20 protein-coding genes are annotated in these 22247 nt (G+C 67.8%); 14 read left to right on the top strand and 6 right to left on the bottom strand.

Translation table 11 applies throughout. The annotated features are described in order from the left end of the window. Positions 1-15: 15 nt before the first annotated feature. Positions 16-789: an enoyl-CoA hydratase gene (locus PIB44_RS06575; RefSeq protein ID WP_278070805.1), complete on the bottom strand. Its 774-nt coding sequence runs from the start codon at positions 787-789 to the stop codon at positions 16-18. Further along, on the bottom strand, positions 786-1859 hold the full coding sequence (locus PIB44_RS06570) for an MBL fold metallo-hydrolase (protein ID WP_278070804.1): 1074 nt from the start codon (positions 1857-1859) through the stop codon (positions 786-788). The genes PIB44_RS06575 and PIB44_RS06570 overlap by 4 nt, the downstream gene beginning before the upstream one ends. A 133-nt stretch (positions 1860-1992) precedes the next feature. Between PIB44_RS06570 and PIB44_RS06565 the strand changes: the two genes are divergently transcribed. The 4 genes from PIB44_RS06565 to PIB44_RS06550 all read left to right on the top strand — a co-directional run bounded on the left by PIB44_RS06565 (position 1993) and on the right by PIB44_RS06550 (position 5339). After that, positions 1993-2904: a hypothetical protein gene (locus PIB44_RS06565; RefSeq protein WP_278070803.1), complete on the top strand. Its 912-nt coding sequence runs from the start codon at positions 1993-1995 to the stop codon at positions 2902-2904. Between the two features lie 109 nt (positions 2905-3013). Beyond that, positions 3014-3799 carry an exodeoxyribonuclease III gene (locus PIB44_RS06560; RefSeq protein WP_025978081.1) on the top strand — a complete coding sequence of 262 codons (786 nt, stop codon included), beginning with the start codon at positions 3014-3016 and terminating at the stop codon, positions 3797-3799. A 3-nt stretch (positions 3800-3802) separates the two neighbouring features. Further along, positions 3803-4345 (top strand): hypothetical protein, encoded by a 543-nt coding sequence (locus PIB44_RS06555; protein ID WP_025978082.1) that lies wholly within the window; start codon positions 3803-3805, stop codon positions 4343-4345. 73 nt (positions 4346-4418) lie between these two features. Then, complete coding sequence (locus PIB44_RS06550; protein WP_278070802.1) at positions 4419-5339, top strand: cobalamin biosynthesis protein CbiG; 921 nt, start codon at positions 4419-4421, stop codon at positions 5337-5339. 33 nt (positions 5340-5372) lie between these two features. Here PIB44_RS06550 and recN read toward each other — a convergent pair whose 3' ends face one another. Next, a complete protein-coding gene (gene recN / locus PIB44_RS06545) occupies positions 5373-7070 on the bottom strand; it encodes a DNA repair protein RecN (protein ID WP_278070801.1) in 1698 nt (565 codons plus the stop codon). Between the two features lie 95 nt (positions 7071-7165). Then, positions 7166-8047 (bottom strand): outer membrane protein assembly factor BamD, encoded by an 882-nt coding sequence (locus tag PIB44_RS06540; RefSeq protein WP_278070800.1) that lies wholly within the window; start codon positions 8045-8047, stop codon positions 7166-7168. A gap of 211 nt (positions 8048-8258) precedes the next feature. Between PIB44_RS06540 and PIB44_RS06535 the strand changes: the two genes are divergently transcribed. From PIB44_RS06535 to pth, 4 genes are all read left to right on the top strand, one after another. Beyond that, complete coding sequence (locus tag PIB44_RS06535) at positions 8259-9194, top strand: ribose-phosphate pyrophosphokinase (protein ID WP_025978086.1); 936 nt, start codon at positions 8259-8261, stop codon at positions 9192-9194. 108 nt (positions 9195-9302) lie between these two features. Further along, positions 9303-10367, top strand: coding sequence for a hypothetical protein (locus tag PIB44_RS06530; RefSeq protein ID WP_134580388.1), 1065 nt, complete (start codon positions 9303-9305; stop codon positions 10365-10367). Positions 10368-10517: 150 nt separating this feature from the next. Next, positions 10518-11135, top strand: coding sequence for a 50S ribosomal protein L25/general stress protein Ctc (locus tag PIB44_RS06525; RefSeq protein WP_025978088.1), 618 nt, complete (start codon positions 10518-10520; stop codon positions 11133-11135). A gap of 127 nt (positions 11136-11262) precedes the next feature. Beyond that, on the top strand, positions 11263-11868 hold the full coding sequence (pth, locus tag PIB44_RS06520) for an aminoacyl-tRNA hydrolase (RefSeq protein WP_025978089.1): 606 nt from the start codon (positions 11263-11265) through the stop codon (positions 11866-11868). A 167-nt stretch (positions 11869-12035) separates the two neighbouring features. Here pth and PIB44_RS06515 read toward each other — a convergent pair whose 3' ends face one another. Together PIB44_RS06515 and PIB44_RS06510 are read right to left on the bottom strand one after the other, a co-directional pair. After that, on the bottom strand, positions 12036-13649 hold the full coding sequence (locus tag PIB44_RS06515) for a DUF4139 domain-containing protein (protein WP_278070799.1): 1614 nt from the start codon (positions 13647-13649) through the stop codon (positions 12036-12038). Between the two features lie 4 nt (positions 13650-13653). Continuing rightward, positions 13654-15072: a DUF4139 domain-containing protein gene (locus tag PIB44_RS06510; RefSeq protein WP_278070798.1), complete on the bottom strand. Its 1419-nt coding sequence runs from the start codon at positions 15070-15072 to the stop codon at positions 13654-13656. A gap of 130 nt (positions 15073-15202) precedes the next feature. On the opposite strand from PIB44_RS06510, the gene PIB44_RS06505 reads away from it, so the two are divergent. The 6 genes from PIB44_RS06505 (at position 15203) to PIB44_RS06480 (ending at position 22202) form a co-directional block, all read left to right on the top strand. Continuing rightward, complete coding sequence (locus tag PIB44_RS06505) at positions 15203-15589, top strand: DUF2946 family protein (protein WP_024353107.1); 387 nt, start codon at positions 15203-15205, stop codon at positions 15587-15589. Positions 15590-15668: 79 nt separating this feature from the next. Further along, positions 15669-17738: a TonB-dependent receptor family protein gene (locus tag PIB44_RS06500; protein WP_278070797.1), complete on the top strand. Its 2070-nt coding sequence runs from the start codon at positions 15669-15671 to the stop codon at positions 17736-17738. Continuing rightward, entirely contained in the window at positions 17738-19120 is a 1383-nt protein-coding gene (locus PIB44_RS06495; RefSeq protein ID WP_278070796.1) for a PepSY-associated TM helix domain-containing protein, read from the top strand. The genes PIB44_RS06500 and PIB44_RS06495 overlap by 1 nt, the downstream gene beginning before the upstream one ends. A 14-nt stretch (positions 19121-19134) precedes the next feature. Next, positions 19135-19629, top strand: a complete 495-nt coding sequence (locus PIB44_RS06490; RefSeq protein ID WP_278070795.1) for a copper chaperone PCu(A)C — start codon at positions 19135-19137, stop codon at positions 19627-19629. A 73-nt stretch (positions 19630-19702) separates the two neighbouring features. Continuing rightward, positions 19703-20800: a redox-regulated ATPase YchF gene (ychF, locus tag PIB44_RS06485; RefSeq protein WP_025978095.1), complete on the top strand. Its 1098-nt coding sequence runs from the start codon at positions 19703-19705 to the stop codon at positions 20798-20800. Between the two features lie 130 nt (positions 20801-20930). Further along, positions 20931-22202, top strand: a complete 1272-nt coding sequence (locus tag PIB44_RS06480; protein ID WP_278070794.1) for an O-acetylhomoserine aminocarboxypropyltransferase/cysteine synthase family protein — start codon at positions 20931-20933, stop codon at positions 22200-22202. Positions 22203-22247 lie beyond the last annotated feature (45 nt).

Here is a 22247-nt window from a genome sequence, read left to right as displayed (position 1 = left end):
CGAAACCGCGAGAAATCAGCCCAGTTTGGAGAAGTCCGGAGCACGCTTCTGGCTGAACGCCATGAAGGCCTCCATCGCCTCGGGGCTGCGCATCTGCGAGCCGAAGGCCTCAGCCTCACGCTGCATGACCGTCCACAGCGCCTCGGCGTCGCGCATCAGGGCCTTGGTCTTGCGGATGGAGTTGGGCGCCCGCGCAGCCAGCTTGGCCGCCAGTTCCGCCGCCGTCGCCTCGACCTGATCGGCCGGAACCGCGCGGTTGGCCAGGCCCCAAGCCAGCGCGGTCCTCCCGTCGATGGCCTCGCCCAGGGCGAAGAGCTCGAACGCCCGTTGATGTCCGATATTAGCGCCCAGCAGCAACGACGACGCCGCTTCCGGCGCCAGGGCCAGGTTGACGAAAGGAACGGACAGCAGGGCGTCCTCGGCCACCACCACCATGTCGCAGTGCAGGAGAAGGGTCAGGCCGATGCCCACCGCCCGGCCGCGCACCGCCGCCACGGCGGGCTTGTCCAGCTCGGCCAGCGCCTTCAGGAAGCGGAACACCCCCATCTCGACCAGATCGCCCTCGGTCTGCCCCAGGGAAATGAAGTCAGCGATATCGTTGCCCGCCGAGAACGCGTCGCCCTCGCTGCGGAACAGGATGACGCGCACGGCGTCGTCGGCCTTCGCCTTCTCCGTCGCATTGGCCAGCGCCGTATACATCGCCTGGGTAATGGCGTTCTTCTTGTCGGCGCGGTCGAAGACGACCGTCAGGACGCCGCCTTCCAGATGGGTTCGAATATGTTCGCTCATTGGCCTGTCTCCGAAAGGCTCCACCAGTCCACGCCGTCCCCGTCCCGCACGCGGCGGACCCGTCCTTGACGTTCTAGATAATTGAGGTGCGCCAGGGCTTCGCCCGTCGCCATGCCCCGCACGCCGTCGCCCACCGGACGGGCGAACAGGGCGCCGAACACATCGATGACGCGACGCGGCGTCCGCAGCGTCTTCCCCAGCCGCTTCAGCGCGGTTTCATGCCCGCGGATCAGGGCGTCCAGCCGCAGGGTCACGCCGTAGAAAGGCTCTCCATGCGAAGGCAGCACCAGCAGGTCGCCGGGAAGCTGGCTTCTCAACGCCGTCAGCGAGCGCAGCCAATCTCCCAGGGGATCAGCCAGCGGCTCCGTCGCCCAGACCGAAATGTTCGAGGAAATTCGCGGCAGGATCTGATCGCCGGCGATGAAGACGCCGTCCTTCTCGCGCCACAGGCAGACGTGTTCGGGGCTGTGCCCCTCCCCGACCACAACGCGCCATTCGTCTCCGCCGATGATCAGGACCTCGCCGTCTTGCACCCGGCGATAATCGCGCGGAAAATCCTGAACCATACGGCCAAAGCCGCCATAGCCGTCGCGCCAGCGCGCGATCTGCTCGTCCGACCAGCCCGCCGCCCGATAGAAGGTCTCGGCGCTTGACGGAGGCCCCAGGGTCTCGTCGCCGATCAGCAGTCGCGCCGTCACATACTCCGTCCGCGACATCAGCAGCGGCGCATCGAACTGCCCGCACAGCCACCCTGCCAACCCGATGTGATCGGGGTGCATGTGAGTGCAGATAACGCGTGTGATCGGCCGGCCGCCCAACGGGCCCGCCAGCGCCTCCATCCACCCCTCGCGTGAAGCCGCCGTCGCCATGCCCGCATCCACGACCGCCCAGCCTTCGCCGTCCTCGATCGCGTAGATATTGATGTGGTTTAGCGCCATCGGCAGGGGCAACCTGAGCCACAGTACGCCGGGCGCCGCCACGGTCGCCTCACCGGCGGCGGGCATCGCCAGGGCGGGATAGGTCAGACCGCGCTCCGTGCGGGTTCCTGCAAGGGTTTCGCCGTCAGACAAGTCCGTCTCCAATCGCAACTATGGTTCTTATGATGGATTGCCGGTTGCGTCTATTCTTGACCCGGGGGCTTAGCGCGGTCAGGGATACGCAACTTTCTCAAGGAGCGTCCTCGTGTCCCGTAAAGCTCGTACTATGATCGCTGTGACCGCGGCGGTCCTTATCTCCGGATTGACCTCGCCCGCTTTCGCCCAACGCACCGACCTGGACCGGGACGAGGTCCGGACCACCGAGGCCCAGAGCCGCACCTCGCGCAATCGGGAGCGCCAACCGCGCAACGCCCAGCCCAAGCCGCCGAGCGCCGAGGAAGTGCAAGCCGGCGCCCAGGCCGTGCTCACGGCCACCAACACCAACTGCCAGATCACCGAGGCGACGCTGCGCGGCCAGTCCGCGGCCAAGGAGTCGCTGTACGAAGTCTCGTGCGCCGCCGGTCCGGGCTACCTGCTGCTGACCTCGACGCCGCCCCAGGCGACGGACTGCATGGTGCTGGCCTCCTCGGCCGAGCAGGCCCGTGCGCGCGACCCCAACGCCGATGTCGGCTCGCAATGCACCCTGCCCGCCAACGACAACGCCATGGCCGTCTTCACCGCCTTCGCCAAGGAAGCGGGCGTGGCCTGCACCGTCGACCAAGGCCGCATCGTCGGCGCCAAGTCGGGCGGCGCGGTGGTCTATGAAATCGGCTGCGCCGGCGTCGACGGCGCCCAGATCAACAAGGCCGGCGCCGGCTGGGAGGTCGTGAACTGCCTGGAACTGGCTTCGGCCGGCGCGTCCTGCACCTTCACCACGCCGCAGGAGCAAGCCGCCACGGTCAAGGCCATTCTGGCCGGTTCGGACGCCGCTTCGTGCGACGTGACCCAGGTCCGCTACATGGGCAAGAACGCCAACGGCGCCTTCTATGAAGCCGCCTGTAACGGCGCCGACGGCCTGATCGCCCGCGTGAACACCGAAAACGCCGTGCAGCAGGTCTATCCCTGCGCAACCGCCTCGCAGATCGGCGGCGGCTGCAAGCTGACGACCACGCCCCCGGCCGCGACGCCGAACAGCTGATCTTTGGCATCAGACTGACGTTTCAGACGCCGCCGGAGCGATCCGGCGGCGTCTTTGTTTTGTCCGCCCCTCTTTCGCAAAGTTGCGGCTCACCTTAGCCTTGCGTCCCATGCGCATCGCCACCTGGAACGTGAACTCGGTCAACGCCCGCCTGCCGACGGTGCTGGAGTGGATTCAGGCCGCCAATCCCGACGTCGCCTGTTTCCAAGAGATAAAATGCGTGGACGAGAAGTTCCCGCGCGAGGCCTTTGAAGACCTGGGCTACAACGTCGAGACGCACGGCCAGAAGAGCTACAACGGCGTCGCCCTGCTGTCGAAATTTCCGCTGTCGGACGTGCGGCGCGGCCTGCCCGGCGATGATGCGGACGAACAGGCCCGCTACATCGAGGCCCTGATCGAGGCGCCCCGACCGATCCGCGTCGCCTCCATCTACCTGCCCAACGGCAATCCCATCGGCACCGAGAAGTTCACCTACAAGCTGGCCTGGTTCGAGCGGCTTCAGAACCACGCGCGCGAGCTGCTGACGCTGGAAGAGCCTCTGGCCCTGTGCGGCGACTACAACGTCATCCCCGAGGCCGAGGACGCCAAGAACCCCGCCGCCTGGGCCGAGGACGCCCTGTTCCAGCCGCAGAGCCGCGAGGCCTTTCGCGCCCTGAAATGGCTAGGCCTGGCCGATTCCCACGAACTGGGTCGCGAGCCGCCGGGGACCTTCACCTTCTGGGACTACCAGGCTGGCGCCTGGCGCCGCGACCACGGCATTCGCATCGACTTCGCCATGCTGTCGCCCCAGGCCGCCGACCGCTTCCGCGCCATCGAAACCCACCGCGACGCGCGCGACATGGATAAGCCCAGCGATCACGTGCCCGTCGTCGTCGACCTGGATCTGGAGGCCTGATCCATGGGCGACACGTTCAGGGCCATTCTGCTTATCGCCCTGATCGCCGCCTTCCTGACCACCAGCGTCCTGCTGTTTTCCTGGTGGATGGAATCCGAGCGGCGGCTGCGACGCGCGATGACCAAGGCGCTGGGAGCGCCGGCCGACACCCTGGCGCTTTCGCCTTATGAAGGGCGCGCCGCTGGGCTCGACCTTGAGGGCGGCCAACTTGTCGTCCTGTGGAACCGAGGCGCCATGGGGCTGGTCTACGCCTTCGAAGAAGTGTTGGGGGCCGAAATCATCGTCGACAGCCATCTGGTCGCCCGCGTCCTGCGTGGCCAGAGGCGCAAGGAGATCGACCTGGACGCGCCCGACGCAGAACTGGTCGTGCTGCGGCTGATCTTCAGCGACCCGCACAACGCCGAGTTTGAGATCGCCCTGTGGAACGGCACGCACAACGCGCCTGCCTCGGAGGCCGAAAAGACCAGCGGCGCCCGCTCGCCGGGCGAGGGCCTGCGGCTGGGACGGCGCTGGTTGTCGCACGTCGAAGCCGTGATGCAACGCTGATCGCCCTTCACGGCTTGAGTCCGGGCGGCTAGAACCCCTCGTCCCTCCTTTGCTTCTTTCTTCAGGAGCCCCCGTGGCCCGCCTTTTCGACGCCTACATCATCGCCAACTGGACCGCCGCCGAGGGCAGAAAGCTGGGCGAACAGACCCTGTGGGTCGGCGTCGCCAAGCGCGACGTGCGCTTCCGCCTGTATGCCGAGACCCACAACGTCGCCACGCGCGCCGAGGGTGAGAAGCTGATCGCCGACCTGGTGGCCGAACATCGCAAGCGCGGCGACCGCGTGCTGGTCGGCTTCGACTTCGACTTCGGCTTCCCGACCGGAACCGCCGCGCGCCTGAAGCTGGACGGCCGTCCGTGGGACGCGATGGGCAAGTTCCTGGCGGCCAACATCGTCGACAAGGCCGACAATTCGAACAACCGCTATCAGGTCGCGGCCAAGATGAACCGCCTGATGACGGACGAGCCCTGGCCCTTCTGGGGCGCGCCCGCAAGCCAGGCGCAGCGCTGGCTGACCACCACCAAGCCGCCCGAAGGCGCCGGCGCCGACATCCCCGAGTTCCGCGCCACGGAACTGGCCGCGCGCAAGGACAAGCTGCCGCCCAAGAGCGTCTGGCAGATGCACGGCGCGGGCGCCATCGGCGGCCTGACCCTGGTGGGCGTGCCCATGCTGCGCCGCCTGCTGGACACTCTGGGCGCCTCGGCGGCTGTCTGGCCCTTCGGCACAGGCTGGCGCGAGCTGACCGAGGGCGACATCGCGCCCCTGTCGGCGATCGTCGTCGAGGTCTGGCCGCTGATGTTCGAGGCCAAGCGCGGCGTGAGCGCCGAAGGCGTCAAGGAATACAAGACCCAGGCTCAGGTCCGCGCCGCCGCCGAAGCCTTCGCCCGCATGGACGACTCCGGGGCCTTGCAGAAGGCCTTTGCGCCGCCTGCGGGCGCGGATGACGCCCTGATCGCCCAGGTCGAAAACGAAGAAGGCTGGATTCTGGGGGTCTGAGTCTTCCTTCTCCCACAAGGGGAGATGGAAACGTCAGCCGATTAGCACCCGCGCCGCCGCGCGCGCCTCGTCGGTGATCTCCGCGCCCGACAGCATCCGCGCGATTTCTTCCTGACGCGGGCCTTCTTCCAGCACCTCGATGGAGGTCCGCGTATGACCCTCCACATCCGCCTTGCGGACCTTCCAATGCGCATGACCGCGCGCCGCGACTTGCGGGCTGTGGGTCACGACCAGCACCTGCGCGCCGCGCGACAGGCGTTGCAGGCGCCCGCCCACGGCCTCGGCCACGGCGCCGCCGACGCCCTGATCCACCTCGTCGAAGATCATGACCGGCTGGCGCTGGTCTTCGCGGCTGGCCAGCGCCGCCTTCATCGCCAGAGCAAAGCGCGCCAGCTCTCCGCCCGAGGCCACCGTATCCAGCGGGCCGAAGGCGGTCCCGGCGTTCGTCGCCACCTCGAACCGCACCGTCTCGACGCCCAGCGGGCCACGACGACCCTCGATCGGTTCGAGCGTCACGCGGAAGCGGGCGCGTTCCAGCTTTAAGGGGCCAAGCTCGTCCATGACAGCGGCGACCAAACGATCCCCCGCCGCCTCGCGCGCCGACGTCAGCAGCAGGGCGGCGACGTCATAGGCCTCGATCGCGGCGGCGACGTCGCGGCGAGCCTTGGTCAGGGCCTCCTCCCCGTCCTCGATCAGGCGCAACTGCTCGCGCAGACGCACCCGCAGCGCCGGCAGGGCGTCAACTGTCGTGTTCAGCTTGCGGGCCGTGGCGCGCAGGGCGAACAACCGCTCCTCCGCCTTGTCCAGACGACCCGGTTCGAAGTCGAAGGCGTCAGCCGCGGCGTCGACGCAGGCCACAGCCTCGGTCGCCTCGACCAGGGCGCGGTCCACTGCTTCAGCGGCCTGGGCCAGTTTGACGATGATGGGGTTGTCGCCCTCGGCGCCCGCCTGCGCGGCGCGCTGGCGCGCGTGTTCCACTGCACGCAGGGCCGAAGCCAGGCGCTGGCTCAACTTGTCCCCGCCCAGAAGGTTGCGCGCGTCGGCCAGATCGGCGACCGCCTTTTCCGCCGCACCAAGGATGGCCCGTTCACCCGCCAGTTCCGTTTCTTCGTCCGGCTTGGGGTCCAGGGCGTCGAGGTCCGCCAGATTAAGAGCGATTTCCTCAGCCTTGGCCGCCGCCTCGGCGGCGGACGCCTCAAGCTCGTCCAGATGAGCCTGCGCCGCCTTCAGGCGCTCGGCCGCCCCGGCCACGCCCGACAGTTGTGGCTGCAGCCCGCCGTAGTTGTCGAGCAGGGTGCGGTGGGTCTTCCAGTCCAGCAGGCCGACCGTCTCATGCTGGCCGTGCACTTCGACCAGCAGGGCGCCGATCTCGCGCAGGGCCGTCACCCCGGCGGGCTGGTCGTTGACATAGGCGCGGCTGCGGCCGTCGGCAGACACCACCCGGCGCAGGATCAGTTCCTCGCCTGGCGCAACCTCAAAGCCGCGTTCGGACAGCAGGGCGATCAGGGCTTCATCGTCGGGCGCCGTGAAAACAGCCGTGGCCGAGGCCTGTTTGGCGCCGTTGCGCACCAGTCCGGCGTCGGAGCGCGCGCCCAGCGCCAGGCCCAGCGCATCAAGGATGATGGACTTGCCCGCCCCCGTCTCGCCCGTCAGCACGGTCAGGCCGTCTTCGACCTCAAGGTCCAGGGCGTCGACAAGAACGATGTCGCGGATCGAGAGCGTGGTCAGCATGGGCGATCTGATTCGAGGTTTCGCCGCATCCTAGCCGGAAACAGAACAGGAACGCAGCGACTTAATCACCGCGCGCCTGTTTTGCTGAGACCGGATCAGGCGCCGCCGGGGATCAGGCGTTGCAGCCAGGATTCGCGCTTGCCCTCAGGCTTGACGTCAAGGCCCTGCCCCCGCTCGTTCAGCAGAGCGTAGGCCTCGGCGTACCAGGGGCTGCCCGGATAGTTGTGGCCCAGGACGGCGGCGTTGCGCGTCGCCTCCTCGGTCAGGCCCAGGCTCAGATTGACCTCGACCAGACGATAGAGCGCTTCAGGCGTGTGCGAGGTGCGCTGGAAGGCCTCATTGTTGATCACCGCCTTGTAACGGTTCAAGGCGCCCAGCGGCTGATTGGCGCGCTGATAGAAGCGGCCCACGGCCATTTCCTTGCCGGCCAGCTGGTCATTGACCATGTCGATCTTGACCCGCGCATCGGTGGCGTAGGTCGACCCAGGATAGCGGCGCACCACATCGCGCAGGCCCGCCAGAGCGGCCTCGGCGTAACCCTGGTCCCGGCCCACATCGACGATCTGTTCGAAGTTGCAGACGGCCTTCATGTAGAAGGCGTAGCCTGCCGAGGGATTGCCGGGGAACAGGGCGATGAAGCGGTCGGCCGCGGCGATCGCGTCCTGATAGGCGTTGTTCTGATAATAGGCGTAGACCTGCATCAGGATCGCCCGGCGCGCCCATTCCGAATAGGGGTGCTGGCGCTCGACTTCCTGGAAATAGTCGACGGCGTCCATCCAGCGCCTGGACTGCAGCCGCTGATAGCCTGTGTTGTACAGGGCCTCGACCGGACGCTCTTCATAGGCCAGGCGCTGGCGGGGCTTGGTGCCCGAGCAGGCCGAGACCGTCAGGACCGCCGCAGCCGCCGTCAGCAGGATCAGGCCGGACCGGGATTTCGAAGCGAGCCGAGTGTTCGAAGCAGGCAAGTGCGACCTCATCAAGATGCCTTCGGGACGCGGACACGCGACACGCGCCCTCGTTAGCAGGATGCGTCCTCTATAACAGCGCCCGCGTCCAAGCCAATCGGCTGAAATCGAAGATACGTCCGGAACACGGCTGGACGCCGCCCCGTTCGCCGCCTAGAGAGCGCGTCCAGAAACGCCTTCGCGACTATTGGCGGGGCGATGACGGCGAAAGGATGACCGGTCAATGAAGCTGCTCGCAGGCAATTCGAACCGGACGTTGGCTCAGGCCATTGCGGCCCACCTGGACATGCCGCTGACCAAGGCTCAGGTGAAGCGTTTCGCGGACAATGAAGTGTTCGCCGTCGTCGAGGAAAACGTGCGCGGCGAGGATGTCTTCATCATCCAGTCGACCTCCTATCCGGCCAACGACAATCTGATGGAAATGCTGATCATGACCGACGCGCTGGTGCGCGCCTCGGCCAAGCGTATCACGGCCGTCATGCCCTATTTCGGCTACGCCCGTCAGGACCGTAAGACCGGGGGCCGCACCCCGATCTCGGCCAAGCTGGTCGCCAATCTGATCACCCGCGCGGGCGCCGACCGCGTCCTGACGATGGACCTGCACGCAGGCCAGATTCAGGGCTTCTTCGACATCCCCACCGACAATCTGGTGGCCACGCCCGTGCTGGCGCAGGACATCAAGGAAAACTATCCGCGCGGCGACGACCTGATGATCGTCTCGCCCGACGTCGGCGGCGTGGTGCGCGCCCGCACCCTGGCCAGCCGCCTGGACGCCGACCTGGCCATCGTCGACAAGCGCCGCCCCAAGGCGGGCGAGAGCGAGGTCATGAACATCATCGGCGACGTCGAAGGGCGCCGCTGCATCCTGTTCGACGACATCGTCGATTCGGGCGGCACGCTGGTAAACGCTGCCAAGGCGCTGATCGACCGCGGCGCCACCGAGGTTTCGGCCTATATCAGCCACGGCGTCCTGTCCGGCCCGGCGGTCGACCGCGTCACCAACGGCCCGCTGAAGGAGTTGGTGATCACCGACTCCATCGAACAGCCTGACGAAGTTTTGAACTGCCCCAAGATCCGCCGCGTGTCCGTGGCGCCGCTGATGGGCGAGGCCATTCGGCGCATCGCCAACGAAGAGTCGGTGTCCAAGCTGTTCGATTAAGGTTCGGCTAACCATTCCCTCGGCGATATAAGGGCGAATAGTCTGAGGCGTCACGCGCCTCGGACAGCCCTCCAAGTGCGTATCGCTTATTTCAAGGGAAGACCGCCGATGACCAAGGCCTTCTTGCGCCACGGCCTCTCTGTAGCCGCCGTCGCCGCAGCCGCCGTTCTGGCCAGTTGTTCGACGCCGGAACCGGAAGCGCCCCCGCCGCCGCCTCCCCCGCCGCCGCCTCCGGCTCTGGCGCTGAATCAGAGCGTGGCCGAGGCCGCATCGGTCTATGTCGCCTTTGTGCGCGAAGTCCGCTCGATCCAGGCCGGCTTCCCTGACGCCGAGACCATTCAGGCCGCCGTCCGCAGGGGCGCCGCCGTCGAAGCGGGCCAACTGTCGCGCGGCATGATCGCCTATGGGGCCATTCTGGCCCTGCAGTCGCCCGAGTATGTGGCTGGGGTTCGCCAGTACGCCGTCGATCCGGCCCAGCGCCAACAGATGGTGGCGCGAATCGTCGCCGACCCGGCCTACGCCGCCACCCTACCCGGCGCCGAATCAGCGGCAGGCCTGATCGCCAGCACCATGGGCAAGGACGCTGAAATCATGACCGCCCTGGCCGAAGCGGTCGAGACGGACGCCTATACCATTCAGGAGCGCACCGACCCGCGTCGCCGCTGGGCCACTCAGCCGGTCGCCGACCGCAATGGCCGGCTGGAAAGCGCCAAATCCCTGTCGGCCGTGCCTCGTCTGCCCTCGGCCGAGGACAGCGCCCGCTTGTTCGCCGCCGCCAACAGCGGCTCGGGCCTGAACCTGGCCGCCGCTCAGCGCGGCGCGCCCTTCACCCCGGCCATCGTCAACTCACTGGCCATTGCGGCCCTGGCGGCGCTTGGCGCGGCGGGCGAAGACGCCAAGGCGAACACCGACGCCCTGACGACCGAATCGAACAATGAGTTCTGCATCAACATGTCCAAGCTGATGCTGTTCCAGTGTCTGGCGGCGGCCAAGCCGAACTATGAGGACATCTTCTGCGCCGGTCGCCACATCGTGCGCGACATGGCCCAGTGCACGGCCCAGTACACGGGACCGATGCCGACCATCACCGTGGCCGTCCCGCCTGCGGGCGCGCCCACGCCTATGGCCCAGGCGCAGAACCAGTCGGGGCCGACGCCTTCGCCGCGCGGTTGAGGCTGAATATCGCTGCGGGCTGAGCCGGGGCGGTTGCGTCCGCCCCGTGTTCCGTGTAATAGCCCGCCCTCTTGAATTCGAAGGGTTCATGACCCCGCCGCGCGGGACCCGGTTCCGCGCAGGCGTTTACTTGTATTGAAGGCGAGCCCGATGGCCGAGATCATTCTGAACGTTGATGTCCGCGAAAACGTGGGCACCGGCGGCGCCCGCGCCGCGCGTCGCGACGGGGCTGTGCCCGGCGTCCTGTACGGCGGCGACAAGGCCCCGGTGGCCATCTCCGTGAACGAACGCGAGTTCCGCAAGTCGCTGTACACCGGCAAGCTGATCGGTCACCTGGTGACCCTGAAGCACGGCAAGGAATCGCAGCCGGTCATCGCCAAGGACATCCAGTTCGACCCGGTCACCGACCGCCCGCTGCACTTCGACCTGATGCGCGTCGGCGCCAAGGAAGAGATCAAGATCGAAATCCCGGTCGCCTTCGTCAACGCTGACGAAGCTCCCTACACCCGTCAGGGCGGGATGCTGGAAGTCGTGCGTCACACCGTCGAAATCCTGGTCCGCGCCGACCGCATCCCGGCCGAACTGATCGTCGACCTGAAGGGCCGCGAGATCGGCGAGAACATCCGCATCTCGGACATCCAACTGCCGGAAGGCGCCACGCCGGTCATCACCGACCGCGACTTCATGATCGCCGCGATCAAGAACTCGGCCGCTGGCCAGTCGGACGCCGGCGACACCACCGCCGAAGGCGAAGCCGAAGAGGCCTGATGTTTCTTCCCCTATCGCCCTGCGCGCGGCGCAGGGCTGCTTGAGGGGTTCGAACGACAAGACACAGCCCCGCCGGGTTCGCCCGGCGGGGCTTTTCTTTGCCCGAAGCACGGGGCATGAGGACCGCATGATCATCATCGCAGGCCTGGGGAACCCCGGCGCCAAATACGAAAAGAACCGCCACAACATCGGCTTCATGGCCGTGGACGAGATCGCCAGCCGTTGGCGCTTCGGCCCCGCGCGCGCCAAGTTCCAGTCCATCGTCGCCGACGGCGAGGTCGAGGGGACCAAGGTTCTGCTGATGAAGCCCCAGACCTATATGAACGAGAGCGGCCGGGCCGTGGGCGAGGCGGCGCGCTTCTACAAGGTGAAGCCCGAGCACGTCATCGTCTTCCACGACGAGATCGACTTGGCCCCGGGCCGCTTCCGCATGAAGAAGGGGGGCGGCGCCGCGGGCCAGAACGGCGTGCGCAGCCTGATCAGCCACCTCGGCGCCGACTTCCGCCGCGCCCGCATGGGTATCGGCCACCCCGGCGAGCCGCAGCTGGTCATGCACCACGTCCTGGGCGACTTTCACAAGGCCGACAAGCCGTGGCTGGACGCCCTGCTGCAAGCCTGCGCCGACGCCCTGCCATTCGCGGTGAAAGGCGACGACGAACGCTATCAGGGCGAGGTCATGCGCCTGGCCCCCGCCCCGAAGTTCAGCCCCAGACAGGCGGCCAGGGGCGAATAGCGCAACGCCTCTCCCTCCCCTTCATGGGGAGGGTGGCTGAGGCCGTAAGGCCGAAGTCGGGTGGGGGCGGCGAGAGGCTATTCAGGCGCTGAGGGTCGATCGCCTAGCCCTCCCCACCCGGTCGCTGCGCGACCACCCTCCCCATGAAGGGGAGGGAGAAACACAGCTCAATCCGTCGTCGTCCACGTCGCCTTCAGCGTCGCCGCGCCGTTGGCAGGCACGCTCAGCGTCCAGACCGGATAGCCGGTGTCGTCCACCCGACTGCGCACCGACTGACTGCGGATGCGGAAACCGCGCTGCATGGCGGCGTCAGCGACCAGTTCCACGGTGACGTCCTCGGAGCGGGCGTTGGTGACCGTGGTCTCGATTTCGGAACGCTGGGTCGTCACCGCCCCCCGTCGAGAACTGCCGCTCTTCACCAGCCGCGTCTGCACCCGCACGTCGGGCGATTGGCCGAAGTTCAGCCGCACCGGCAGACCCACGCCCTTGTCCTCGAATCGGTCCTGACCAGCCAGCAGCACGCCGCCCGCGCCATCCGGCTGCATCACCGCCACCGAGCCGCCCGGCAGGGCCACGCCGAGCCCCGCACGCTCCTCATTGCGCAGCTTCAGGACGACGCCCATCGGACGGGATTCTTCGTCTGCGTTCAGCAGTCCGGCGCGATAGACCCGCTCATAGGTCACGCCGTCGCGCTCCAGAAAACGCACCTGCTTGGTCTGGCGCGCCGCGACGGTGGTCGGTTCGGGCAGGGAGTAGATCTTGTAGTCGCCGAGTTCGCCTTGGCGGGCGATCCGGCTGCCGGTCACAACCACTTCATCCAGCGCCTCATTGGCGACCATCCGCAGCATGGGAGCAGAAGGCGCTGGAGGCGGCGGCGGCGGAGGTGGCGGAGGAGCCCCGCCATAGCCCGCGAACTGTCCCGATCCAAACGTCGTCGTCCCCTGCGGCCAGCACTGATTCTGCTGATAGCGGACCAGAGGCTCGACCGGCGTGGTGCCTGCGTCCTTCCTCAGCGTGCCCGCCACCACCTGCACCGGCGCGTCGGGAAAGCCCGTGCCGCCGAAGTTGGCCAGCGTCACCCACCCCGTCAGGTCCAGCGTGCCGTCCGTGGGGTTCAGACGCGCCACATAGTCGGCCGACCACTGCAGCCCCGTGGTCAGATAGGCCAGCGTCACCGTGTGCCGCCCGGCGCGCTCGGCCCGTGTGCGCACCGACAGGGTCGGCTGGTCGCCCAGCCCCTCGGGCACGCGGTCGAAGACGACCCGCTCGGTCTCGCCCGAGCAGTCCAGCGCCTCGAACCGGCCGTCGATCTCCAGCACCACGCCTTGCGCGCCCGCGCGGATGACGGCGGCCTTTTCGACCTGTTCGCCGGTCGCAGGGTTAGTGCGGACGACACGCACCACCTCGCCCACCGACTTCTCCATCAGGCTGGACGGCGACAGCAGGTCAAAGTCGGCGTTGCGCTCGACCACATGGGCGGGCAGCCCCTCCAGCACCGCGCTCTGGGGCACGACGCCGGTGGCCAGTCCGCGGAAGCGGATGATCCCCTCCCCGGCGGGCAGATCGACGGTGCGCGTCTCCACGATCAGGGCCAGTCCCTGCCGGTCCAGCTGGCTCCAGGGTTGCCGCGACTGTTCCATCAGGGCGACCGTATCGACCGGCCGGTCGCGATAGATCACCACCGTCGCCCCGTCCGGGCGCGCGGACACGCTCTCGGTCTGGCCCCATGCGGAGGGCGCCAGAAGGCTCAGCGCCGTGGTGATCGCCAGAAGGCGGCGCATGGGATCAGCCGCCCGTCGTGATGGTCGCGGTCAGCTTGGTCTCGCCGTTGGCGGGCACCGGCACGCGCCAGACGACAGTGCGCGCATCGCGCATCTCGCCCGTGATGCTCTGATCCGTCAGTTCGGTGTCACGGCCCAGACCGCGCTGGCGCACCTCGACCGTCACCGGCTCGGGCCGAGCGTTGCGGACGGTGTACTCCATCGCATAGCGGGTACGGAAATAGTCGACCAACCGCTTCGACACCCGCTCGGACGAGACCAGACGCGGCTGCACCGTCACATCAAAGGCGTCGCCCGTCGTCACCACGATCTCGGACCCGGCAGGCGAGTGATCGACCTGGCTTTCGCCGATGAAGCGCGGCTCGCCCGCCTCATCCTTCACATAGACGCGGATCACCCCCGCCGGCAGGGCGCGCGCGGCGGCGCCTGATCCGTTGGCGAAGATGACCCCGACCTCGGCCGCGATCGGCTGTTCGGCGGTGGAGAAGCCGTTGATGACCCGTAGATAACGCTTGGTCGCCGGCACGCCGGCCGCGTCGATCAGTCCGACCTGCTTGGTCTGATTGTTGGCCACGGTGACGGCCTCAGGCAGCGGATAGACATAGACATCGGCCAGGGCGCCCTGCCCGCCGGTCTGGGTTCCATTGCCGCGCACGCTGCCGCCGCGAACCGGCTGGCGCGGATTATAACCGCCGCCCTGATTGCCGATCAGATTGACGTCGCCCGCCACCACCCGCGTCTGGGCGTTGCTGAACGTCGCGCCGGAGTTGTTGGTCAGCGTCACCCAGCCGGTCAGATCCAGCTTGCCCGCCTTCTCATCGAACCGGGCGACATAGTCCGCCTTCCACGTCAGGCCCGAGGTCAGATAGGACAACGTCGTCTCGCGCCGCCCGCCGCCCTCGGCGTCCAGGGTGACGCTGAGCGTCGGGCGCGGGCGCAGGTTCTGCGGCACCCGGTCAAAGATGACGCGCGTCGGCACGCCGTCGTCGCGCAGCACCTCGATACGGTCGCCGATCTGCAGCACCACGCCTTGATTTGCCGCCAGCACGCGCGCGCGCTCGGTCGTTTGCGCCCCCGAGCCGGGGTTGGTGCGGACGATGCCGATCTCATTGCCGACAGCGCTTTCCATCAGCTTGCCGGGCGTCAGCAGGTCATAGTCGAAGTTCTGCTCGACCACCGACAGACCCCGCCCCGACAGGCCGACCGTCTCGGGTCGGATGCTGGCGGAAACGCCCGGAAACTCCTGCCGCGAGCGCCCGGCGGGCACGTTCAGGTTCCGCACGTCCTCCACCAGGGCGATGTTCTGGTTATAGACCGTCAGGGAGACGCGGTCGGGACCGCCCGGTCCCTCCTCCACCTGTTGCGCGTTTGCGGGCGCCGCGAGAAGCAGGGCGAGAGCGAAAGGTCCGATGGCGCGGATCATGCGTATCCTCGATGGCTGTTCGACCGCCACGCTGGCACGGGTAAAGCGGCATTGTCGAGGCGCCGCGCGACCGTCGGCCGCTCCGCACGGTCTGGCTTCCCCGCATGGGAAGGTTTAAGGGGCCTGCATCGTGACCCGCTCTCAGGCAGAAAACTGGTCGACCTGGCGCTCGCTGGCCTTCCTGGCCGCGACGTTCGCCATCGTGATCGGCAGCCTGATGCCGTTTGCGGCTCTGGCCGCCTCCACGCCCGGCCAGCCCATCGTCATCTGCTCGGCCGACGGTCCCCAGACCATCCAGTCCGGCGGCGTCGACGGCCCGATCAAGGCCGAGATGGGCGCCAAATGCGCCGCCTGCGTCATGCCTCTGCTGGCCGCCCTGCCTGCGCCTCCTGCGCCGGAGCCGTCGCCGGTCGTGCGTCTGTCGCAGGCCGTCGTCTACGCCCCCTTCATCGCCAGCCCGCCGCCCCCGGCCCGGGCTCCGCCGCGTCCGCCGTCGCGCGCGCCGCCTCACGCCTGAAAACCAGAACCCCTGCCGCCTCGCCCGCGTCCAATAGCGACGCCTGCGACTGCACCTCTGTTTTCAGGACTTCAGTTTCATGTTTCTCAAGACCGCTGCGGCGCCGTGCGCCCTGCTGATCGGCGCCTGCCTGGCGCCCTCCCTCGCCTTCGCCTACGACCTGCCCGGCGCTGACAGCCCCACCGTCGTCGACAGCATCATCGTCACCGGCCGCCGCGACGCCGAAGATCCTGCCGTCGTGGCCGAGGCCCGCGACCGTCTCAGCCGCACCCCCGGCGCCGTCGCCGTGGTGTCGGCCGAAAGCTATTCCGACCGCTTCGTGCAGGGCTTTTCCGACACCCTGCGCAATGTCCCCGGCGTGCTGGCGCAAAAGCGGTTCGGCGAGGAAAGCCGCCTGTCCATCCGCGGCTCGGGCATCGCCCAGGGCTTCCACCAGCGCGGGGTCCTGTTCGCCCAGGACGGCGCGCCCTTCGCCGACGCCGACGGCTTTTCCGACTTCCAGAGCGTGGACTCCCTCAGCGCCCGCTATGTCGAGGTGTGGAAGGGCGCCAACACCTTGCGCTTCGGCGGCGCGCAACTGGGCGGGGCGATCAACCTGGTCACCCCCACCGGCCGCACGGCGAACCAGCGCGCCCTGATGCAGGTCGAGGGCGGCAGCTACGGCTTCGTGCGCGCCCACGGCGCCGTCGCCGAGACCTATGGCGACTGGGATGTCTACGCCGCCGCCACCGCCATGCAGGGCGACGGATGGCGCGACCACAGCCGGCAGTCCCAAGGACGCCTGACCGTCAACGCAGGCCGCTCGTTCGGCGAGGATCGCGAGGTGCGCCTGATCGCTCAGGCCGCCGACATCAAACAGGACATGCCCGGCTCCCTGACGCTGGAGCAGGCGCTGGAAACGCCGCGCATGGCCTCGGCGGGCGCCCTGTCCGGCGATCAGGCGCGCGACCTGACGGTCAAGCGGCTGACGCTTCAGACCCGCTGGCGCTTCAATGACTCCACCCTGTTCGAGGGCGCGATCTGGGGCTGGGAGAAGTCGCTGTATCACCCGATCTTCCAGGTGATGGATCAGGACAGCGCGACGCGCGGCGCCTTCGGCCGCATCGACTGGACCGGCCAGGTCGCGGGCCTGCGCGCCGACGCCTTCTACGGCTTTTCCTGGCGCGACGGCGCGATCGACGCCCTGCGCTATGTGAACCTAGCTGGCCTGCGCGGCGCCAAGACCGCCGACGCGCGGCAGGAGGCCTCCGGCTTGGATGTCTTCGCCGAGGGTCGGCTGTTCGTCACCGACCGACTGGCCCTGGTCGCGGGCGGATCGTGGGGCCGCGCCACGCGCGACTACGCCGACCGCATGACGCCGGCGAACGACGACAGCATCGACTACGACTGGTTCTCCCCGCGCCTGGGCCTGCTGTGGGAAGCCGAGGACGGCGCCCAGGTCTTCGCCAACGTCACCCGCTCGGTCGAGCCGCCGACCTTCGGCGCCCTGGTGCAGGCGCCGTTGACCGGCTTCACCCCGGTCGAGGTTCAGGACGCCTGGACCGGCGAGATCGGCACGCGCGGTCGTCGCGGGCCTCTGACCTGGGATCTGGTCGCCTATCGCAGCCAGATCGAGGGGGAGATGCTGAACTTCATCACCGGCCCCGACATTCCCGCCGCCACCTTCAACGCCAAAAAGACCATCCACCAGGGGATCGAGGCCGGGCTGGACTGGACCCTGCCGCTCGAACTGGCGGACGGATCGCTGATGCTGCGTCAGGTCTATAACTGGAGCGACTTCCGCTTCGACGGCGACGCGCGCTGGGGCGACAACCGCCTGCCGGTCGTGCCCGAGCACCAGTACCGGGCCGAACTGACCTGGCGCCACCCGACGGGCGTCTTCGTCACCCCCTCGGTCGAGTGGCGGATCAGCAGCCCCTATGTCGACTACGCCAATACGATGAAGGCGCCCGACTATGCGGTGCTGGGCCTGACCGGCGGCTTCAACATGGGCCCGAACGCCTCGATCTACATCGACGCGCGCAACCTGACCGACAAACGTTACGTCGGCGAGTTCTCGGCTGTGACGGACGCCCGCACGACACAGACGGCCGTCTTCTTCCCCGGCGAGGGCCGTTCGGTCTTCGTCGGCCTGCGGTTGGCCTACTGATGAGCGCCCCTCTCAACAACAGGGCGCCGGACGTGATGTCCGGCGCCTATCGGGCCGTCTGGCGCTGGCATTTCTACGCCGGAGTGCTGGTCATGCCGTTCCTGATGCTGCTGACGCTGACGGGCGGCCTCTACCTGTTCAAGGACGAGATCGACCAGGCCGTTTATCGCCCCATGATTCAGGTCCCGGCCAGCGCTCAGCAAGCTGATCCCGATCAATGGCTGAGCGCCGCCGCCCTTGCGGGCGAAGGTCGCGCGGCGAACGTCATCGTCCCCGCCCGCGCCGATCAGGCCGTGCGTGTCCGCGTGGACCGTCCCGACGGCTCTCAGCGCACCGTCTTCGTCGACCCACACACGGCCCGCGTCACGGGCGTCACCGCCTATGGCGGGGTGACGGAGACCATCAAGAAACTCCACTCCCTCAGCCTGTTCGGCGGCCCGATCGGGACGGGGCTGAACATTCTAGTCGAGATCGTCGCGGGCTGGGCCATCATCCTGTGCGCCACCGGCCTTTACCTGTGGTGGCCGCGCCGCCGCACCGGCGCCGTGCTGAAGCCTAGCGAGACGGACGCCCGCCGCCGTCCCTTCTGGCGCGATGTCCACGCCCTGACCGGCTTCTACGTCGGGGGGGTGATCATCTTCCTCGCCGTCACCGGGATGCCCTGGTCCGCCGTATGGGGCGATCAGTTCATGGGCGTCATGCGGAGCACGGGCCTGGGCCGCCCGCCCGCGCCCGCCGCCGCCAGCCCCTGGAGCCACGCCAAGCCCCACGACGCCCCGTCGGGCGTGGGCTGGACGCTGGAGAACGCCATCCTGCCCGCCGACAGCCACGCGCACGGCCCTTCAGCCCCCAGCCTGACGCGCGTGCTTCAGACAGCGCACGAACAAGGGCTGCCGCGCCCCTTCACCATCAGCATCCCCCAGTCGCCCGATCTGGCCTGGACCGTCGCCCGCCAGACCCGCAAGGCCGAGGACGCCCGCAGCCTCTATGTCGACGGCGTCAGCGGCGCGGTGAAGGCCGACCTGCGCTGGAGCCAGTTCGGCGTCATGGCCAAGGGCTTTGAATGGGGCATCGCCGTCCACCAGGGGATGCAATACGGCTGGATCAACCGCATCGTCATGCTGATCGGCTGCATCGCCGTCTGGCTTCTGGCGATCAGCGGCCTGATCATGTGGTGGAAACGCCGCCCGCCCAGCCTGTCGCGCCGCCGCTCTGGCGCCCCGCCCGCTCCGCCCGGCCCGCGCGCGAGAATCGCCGTGCTGTGCATCGTCATCCCCCTGTCCATCCTCTATCCCTTGACGGGACTGAGCCTCGTGGCCGCCCTGCTGCTCGACCGGGCGGTGCGTGCGTCCACCCGGTCCACGCCCGTCGCAGCCTCTTGATAAGGAGCTTCAACATGAAACGTCTGTTCGCCCTGACCACCCTTTCAGCCGCCGCCCTGGCCCTGGCCGCCTGCGGCCAGCCCGCCGAGAAATCGACCGAAGCCGCCAAGGATGCGGCCGTCGCCCCCGGCACGATCCAGGTCGCCGACGCCTGGTGCCGCCCCACGCCCAACGGTGCCAAGGCCGGGGGCTGCTACCTGACCCTGACCGCCGGGTCCGACGACCGCCTGGTCAGCGTCTCCACCGCCCTGGCCCAGTCGGCCGAGGTGCATGAGATGAAGATGGAGAACGGCGTCATGAGCATGGGTCACTTGGCCGACGGCCTGCCCCTGCCCGCCGGAACCCCGGTCGAGCTGAAGCCGGGCGGCAACCACATCATGCTGATGGGTCTGCGCGATCCTCTGGTCGATGGCCGGATCGCCTCCTTCACCCTGACCTTCGAAAAGGCCGGTCCGATCAGCGTGCATGCGGCGATCAAGCAACCGCCGGTGGTCGATTCGGAGGAGTGAACCTCTCTCTTGAAGGCGCGAGCCTGACAAACCGGCCCGAACCGGCTAAAGGCTCGCGCTCACGAGGAATACCATGGCCCTGAAAGTCGCGATCGTCGGCTTGCCCAACGTCGGCAAGTCCACCCTGTTCAACGCCCTGACCAAGACGGCGGCGGCCCAAGCGGCCAACTATCCGTTCTGCACCATCGAGCCGAACACCGGCGACGTGGCCGTGCCGGAGCCGCGCCTGAACGTCCTGGCCGGCATCGCCGGGTCCAAGGAGATCATCCCCGCGCGGATCACCTTCGTCGACGTGGCGGGCCTGGTGCGCGGCGCGTCCAAGGGCGAAGGCCTGGGCAACCAGTTCCTGGCCAACATCCGCGACTGCGACGCCATCGCCTTCGTCGCGCGCTGCTTCGTCGATGACGACATCACCCACGTCGAGAACCGCATCGACCCGATCTCGGACCTCGAGATCATCGAGACCGAGCTGATGCTGGCCGACCTCGAAAGCCTGGAACGCCGCCGCGTCCAGATCGAGAAGCGCGCCAAGGGCGGCGACAAGGAATCCCAGCTGAACCTCAAGCTGATCGACGCCGCGCTCGAAAAACTGCGCGACGGCAAGCCCGCGCGTCTGGCCGAGGTGTCCAAGGAGGACAAGAAGGCCTGGGACATGCTGCAACTGCTGACCGCCCTGCCCGCCCTCTACGTCGCCAACGTCGAGGAAGGCTCGGCCGACAAGGGCAATGAGCTGTCCGACCTGGTCGCCAAGCGCGCCGCCGAGGACAACGCCAACTCGGTGGTCATCTCGGCCCAGATCGAGTCGGAGATCGCCGTCCTGGACGACGAGGAGCAGAAGGAGTTCCTCGAGACCCTGGGTCTGGAAGAGCCCGGCCTGAACCGCCTGATCCGCGAGGCCTACAAGCTGCTGGGCCTGCAGACCTACTTCACCGTCGGCCCCAAGGAAGCGCGCGCCTGGACCATCCCCGTCGGCGCCACCGCGCCGCAGGCGGCGGGCGTGATCCACACCGACTTCGAAAAGGGCTTCATCCGCGGCGAGACCATCGCCTTCGACGACTATGTCGCGCTGAAGGGCGAAGCGGGCGCCAAGGAAGCGGGCAAGATGCGCGCCGAAGGAAAGGCCTATATCGTCAAGGACGGGGACGTGATGCATTTCCTGTTCAACAACTAGGACACTTTCTCAGGGCGGTTAGAAAATCTGACCGCCCTGATAGAATTGCTGCAAAATTATGCCCTTGCGGGTATCGCCAAAGCCCTGGATGAATCAGCCCGACTGACGCTGAAAATTCTCCAGGGAAGCCATGAAGTTCGACACCCTCGCCGTGCATGCGGGCTATTCGCCCGATCCGACCACCAAGTCGGTCGCCGTGCCCATCTATCAGACCACCAGCTACGCCTTTGACGACACCCAGCACGGTGCCGACCTGTTCGACCTGAAGGTGGCGGGCAACATCTACACCCGCATCATGAACCCGACGTCCGATGTGCTGGAGCAGCGTCTGGCGGCGCTGGAGGGCGGAGTCGCGGCCCTGACCGTGGCCTCGGGCATGGCGGCCATCACCTATGCGATCCTGACCATCGCCGAGGCCGGCGACAACATCATCGCCACCGGCGCCCTGTACGGCGGCACCTACAACCTGTTCGCCCACACCCTGCCCCAGTACGGCATCGAGGTGCGCTTCATCGACGCCGACGATTTCGCGGCGGTGGCGGCCAATACGGATGCGCGGACCAAGGCGGTCTTCTGCGAATCCATCGGCAATCCGCTGGGCAATGTGGTGGACTTCGCCGCCCTGGCGGACGCCGCCCACGCGCAGGGCCTGCCGCTGATCGTCGACAACACCGTGCCCACCCCCTACCTGACCCGCCCGCTGGAGCATGGCGCCGACATCGTCGTCCACGCCCTGACCAAATACATCGGCGGGCACGGCACCAGCATCGGCGGCGCCATCATCGACGGCGGGACGTTCCCCTGGGCCGAGCACAAGGAACGCTTCGCGCGCCTGAACACGCCCGAGGTCAGCTATCACGGCGTGGTCTATACCGAAGCCTTCGGCCCGGCGGCCTTCATCGGCCGAGTGCGGACGGTGCTGCTGCGCAACACCGGCGCGGCCATCTCGCCGTTCAACAGCTTCCTGATCCTGCAGGGCCTTGAGACTCTGGCCCTGCGCATGGACCGCCACGTCGAGAACGCCACCGCCATCGCCCAGTGGTTGAAGGCCCACCCCAAGGTCGACTGGGTCAACTACGCCGGCCTGCCCGAGCACAAGGATCACGCCCTGATCCAGAAGTATTTCGGCGGCAAGGCCTCGGGTCTGCTGACGTTCGGGGTGAAGGGCGGCCGTGACGCAGGCGCCCGCTTCCAGGACGCGGTCAAACTGTTCACCCGCCTGGTCAATATCGGCGACGCCAAGTCGCTGGTCTGCCACCCGGCCTCGACCACCCATCGCCAGCTGTCGCCAGATGAACTGAAGAAGGCCGGCGTGACCGAGGACACCGTGCGCCTGTCCGTGGGCATCGAGCACATTGACGACCTGATCGCCGACCTGGATCAGGCGCTGGCGGCGGTCTGACCGTCAAAGGCTGACATGAGAAGGCCCTCTGCCCGGCAATGGACA

The sequence above is a fragment of the Brevundimonas sanguinis genome (genome assembly GCF_029636725.1).
In the GTDB taxonomy this organism is placed as follows: domain Bacteria; phylum Pseudomonadota; class Alphaproteobacteria; order Caulobacterales; family Caulobacteraceae; genus Brevundimonas; species Brevundimonas sanguinis.
Note: the sequence above shows the minus strand (reverse complement) of the source record. Positions and strands in the feature narration are given on the sequence as shown.

Bases quoted from the DNA above. Each gene is read 5' to 3' on its own strand.
- PIB44_RS06575 (WP_278070805.1), bottom strand. From the start codon at position 789: ATGAGCGAACATATTCGAACCCATCTGGAAGGCGGCGTCCTGACGGTC.
- PIB44_RS06565 (WP_278070803.1), top strand. From the start codon at position 1,993: ATGATCGCTGTGACCGCGGCGGTCCTTATCTCCGGATTGACCTCGCCC.
- PIB44_RS06560 (WP_025978081.1), top strand. From the start codon at position 3,014: ATGCGCATCGCCACCTGGAACGTGAACTCGGTCAACGCCCGCCTGCCG.
- PIB44_RS06555 (WP_025978082.1), top strand. From the start codon at position 3,803: ATGGGCGACACGTTCAGGGCCATTCTGCTTATCGCCCTGATCGCCGCC.
- recN (WP_278070801.1), bottom strand. From the start codon at position 7,070: ATGCTGACCACGCTCTCGATCCGCGACATCGTTCTTGTCGACGCCCTG.
- PIB44_RS06540 (WP_278070800.1), bottom strand. From the start codon at position 8,047: ATGAGGTCGCACTTGCCTGCTTCGAACACTCGGCTCGCTTCGAAATCC.
- PIB44_RS06535 (WP_025978086.1), top strand. From the start codon at position 8,259: ATGAAGCTGCTCGCAGGCAATTCGAACCGGACGTTGGCTCAGGCCATT.
- PIB44_RS06530 (WP_134580388.1), top strand. From the start codon at position 9,303: ATGACCAAGGCCTTCTTGCGCCACGGCCTCTCTGTAGCCGCCGTCGCC.
- PIB44_RS06525 (WP_025978088.1), top strand. From the start codon at position 10,518: ATGGCCGAGATCATTCTGAACGTTGATGTCCGCGAAAACGTGGGCACC.
- pth (WP_025978089.1), top strand. From the start codon at position 11,263: ATGATCATCATCGCAGGCCTGGGGAACCCCGGCGCCAAATACGAAAAG.
- PIB44_RS06515 (WP_278070799.1), bottom strand. From the start codon at position 13,649: ATGCGCCGCCTTCTGGCGATCACCACGGCGCTGAGCCTTCTGGCGCCC.
- PIB44_RS06510 (WP_278070798.1), bottom strand. From the start codon at position 15,072: ATGATCCGCGCCATCGGACCTTTCGCTCTCGCCCTGCTTCTCGCGGCG.
- PIB44_RS06500 (WP_278070797.1), top strand. From the start codon at position 15,669: ATGTTTCTCAAGACCGCTGCGGCGCCGTGCGCCCTGCTGATCGGCGCC.
- PIB44_RS06495 (WP_278070796.1), top strand. From the start codon at position 17,738: ATGAGCGCCCCTCTCAACAACAGGGCGCCGGACGTGATGTCCGGCGCC.
- PIB44_RS06490 (WP_278070795.1), top strand. From the start codon at position 19,135: ATGAAACGTCTGTTCGCCCTGACCACCCTTTCAGCCGCCGCCCTGGCC.
- ychF (WP_025978095.1), top strand. From the start codon at position 19,703: ATGGCCCTGAAAGTCGCGATCGTCGGCTTGCCCAACGTCGGCAAGTCC.
- PIB44_RS06480 (WP_278070794.1), top strand. From the start codon at position 20,931: ATGAAGTTCGACACCCTCGCCGTGCATGCGGGCTATTCGCCCGATCCG.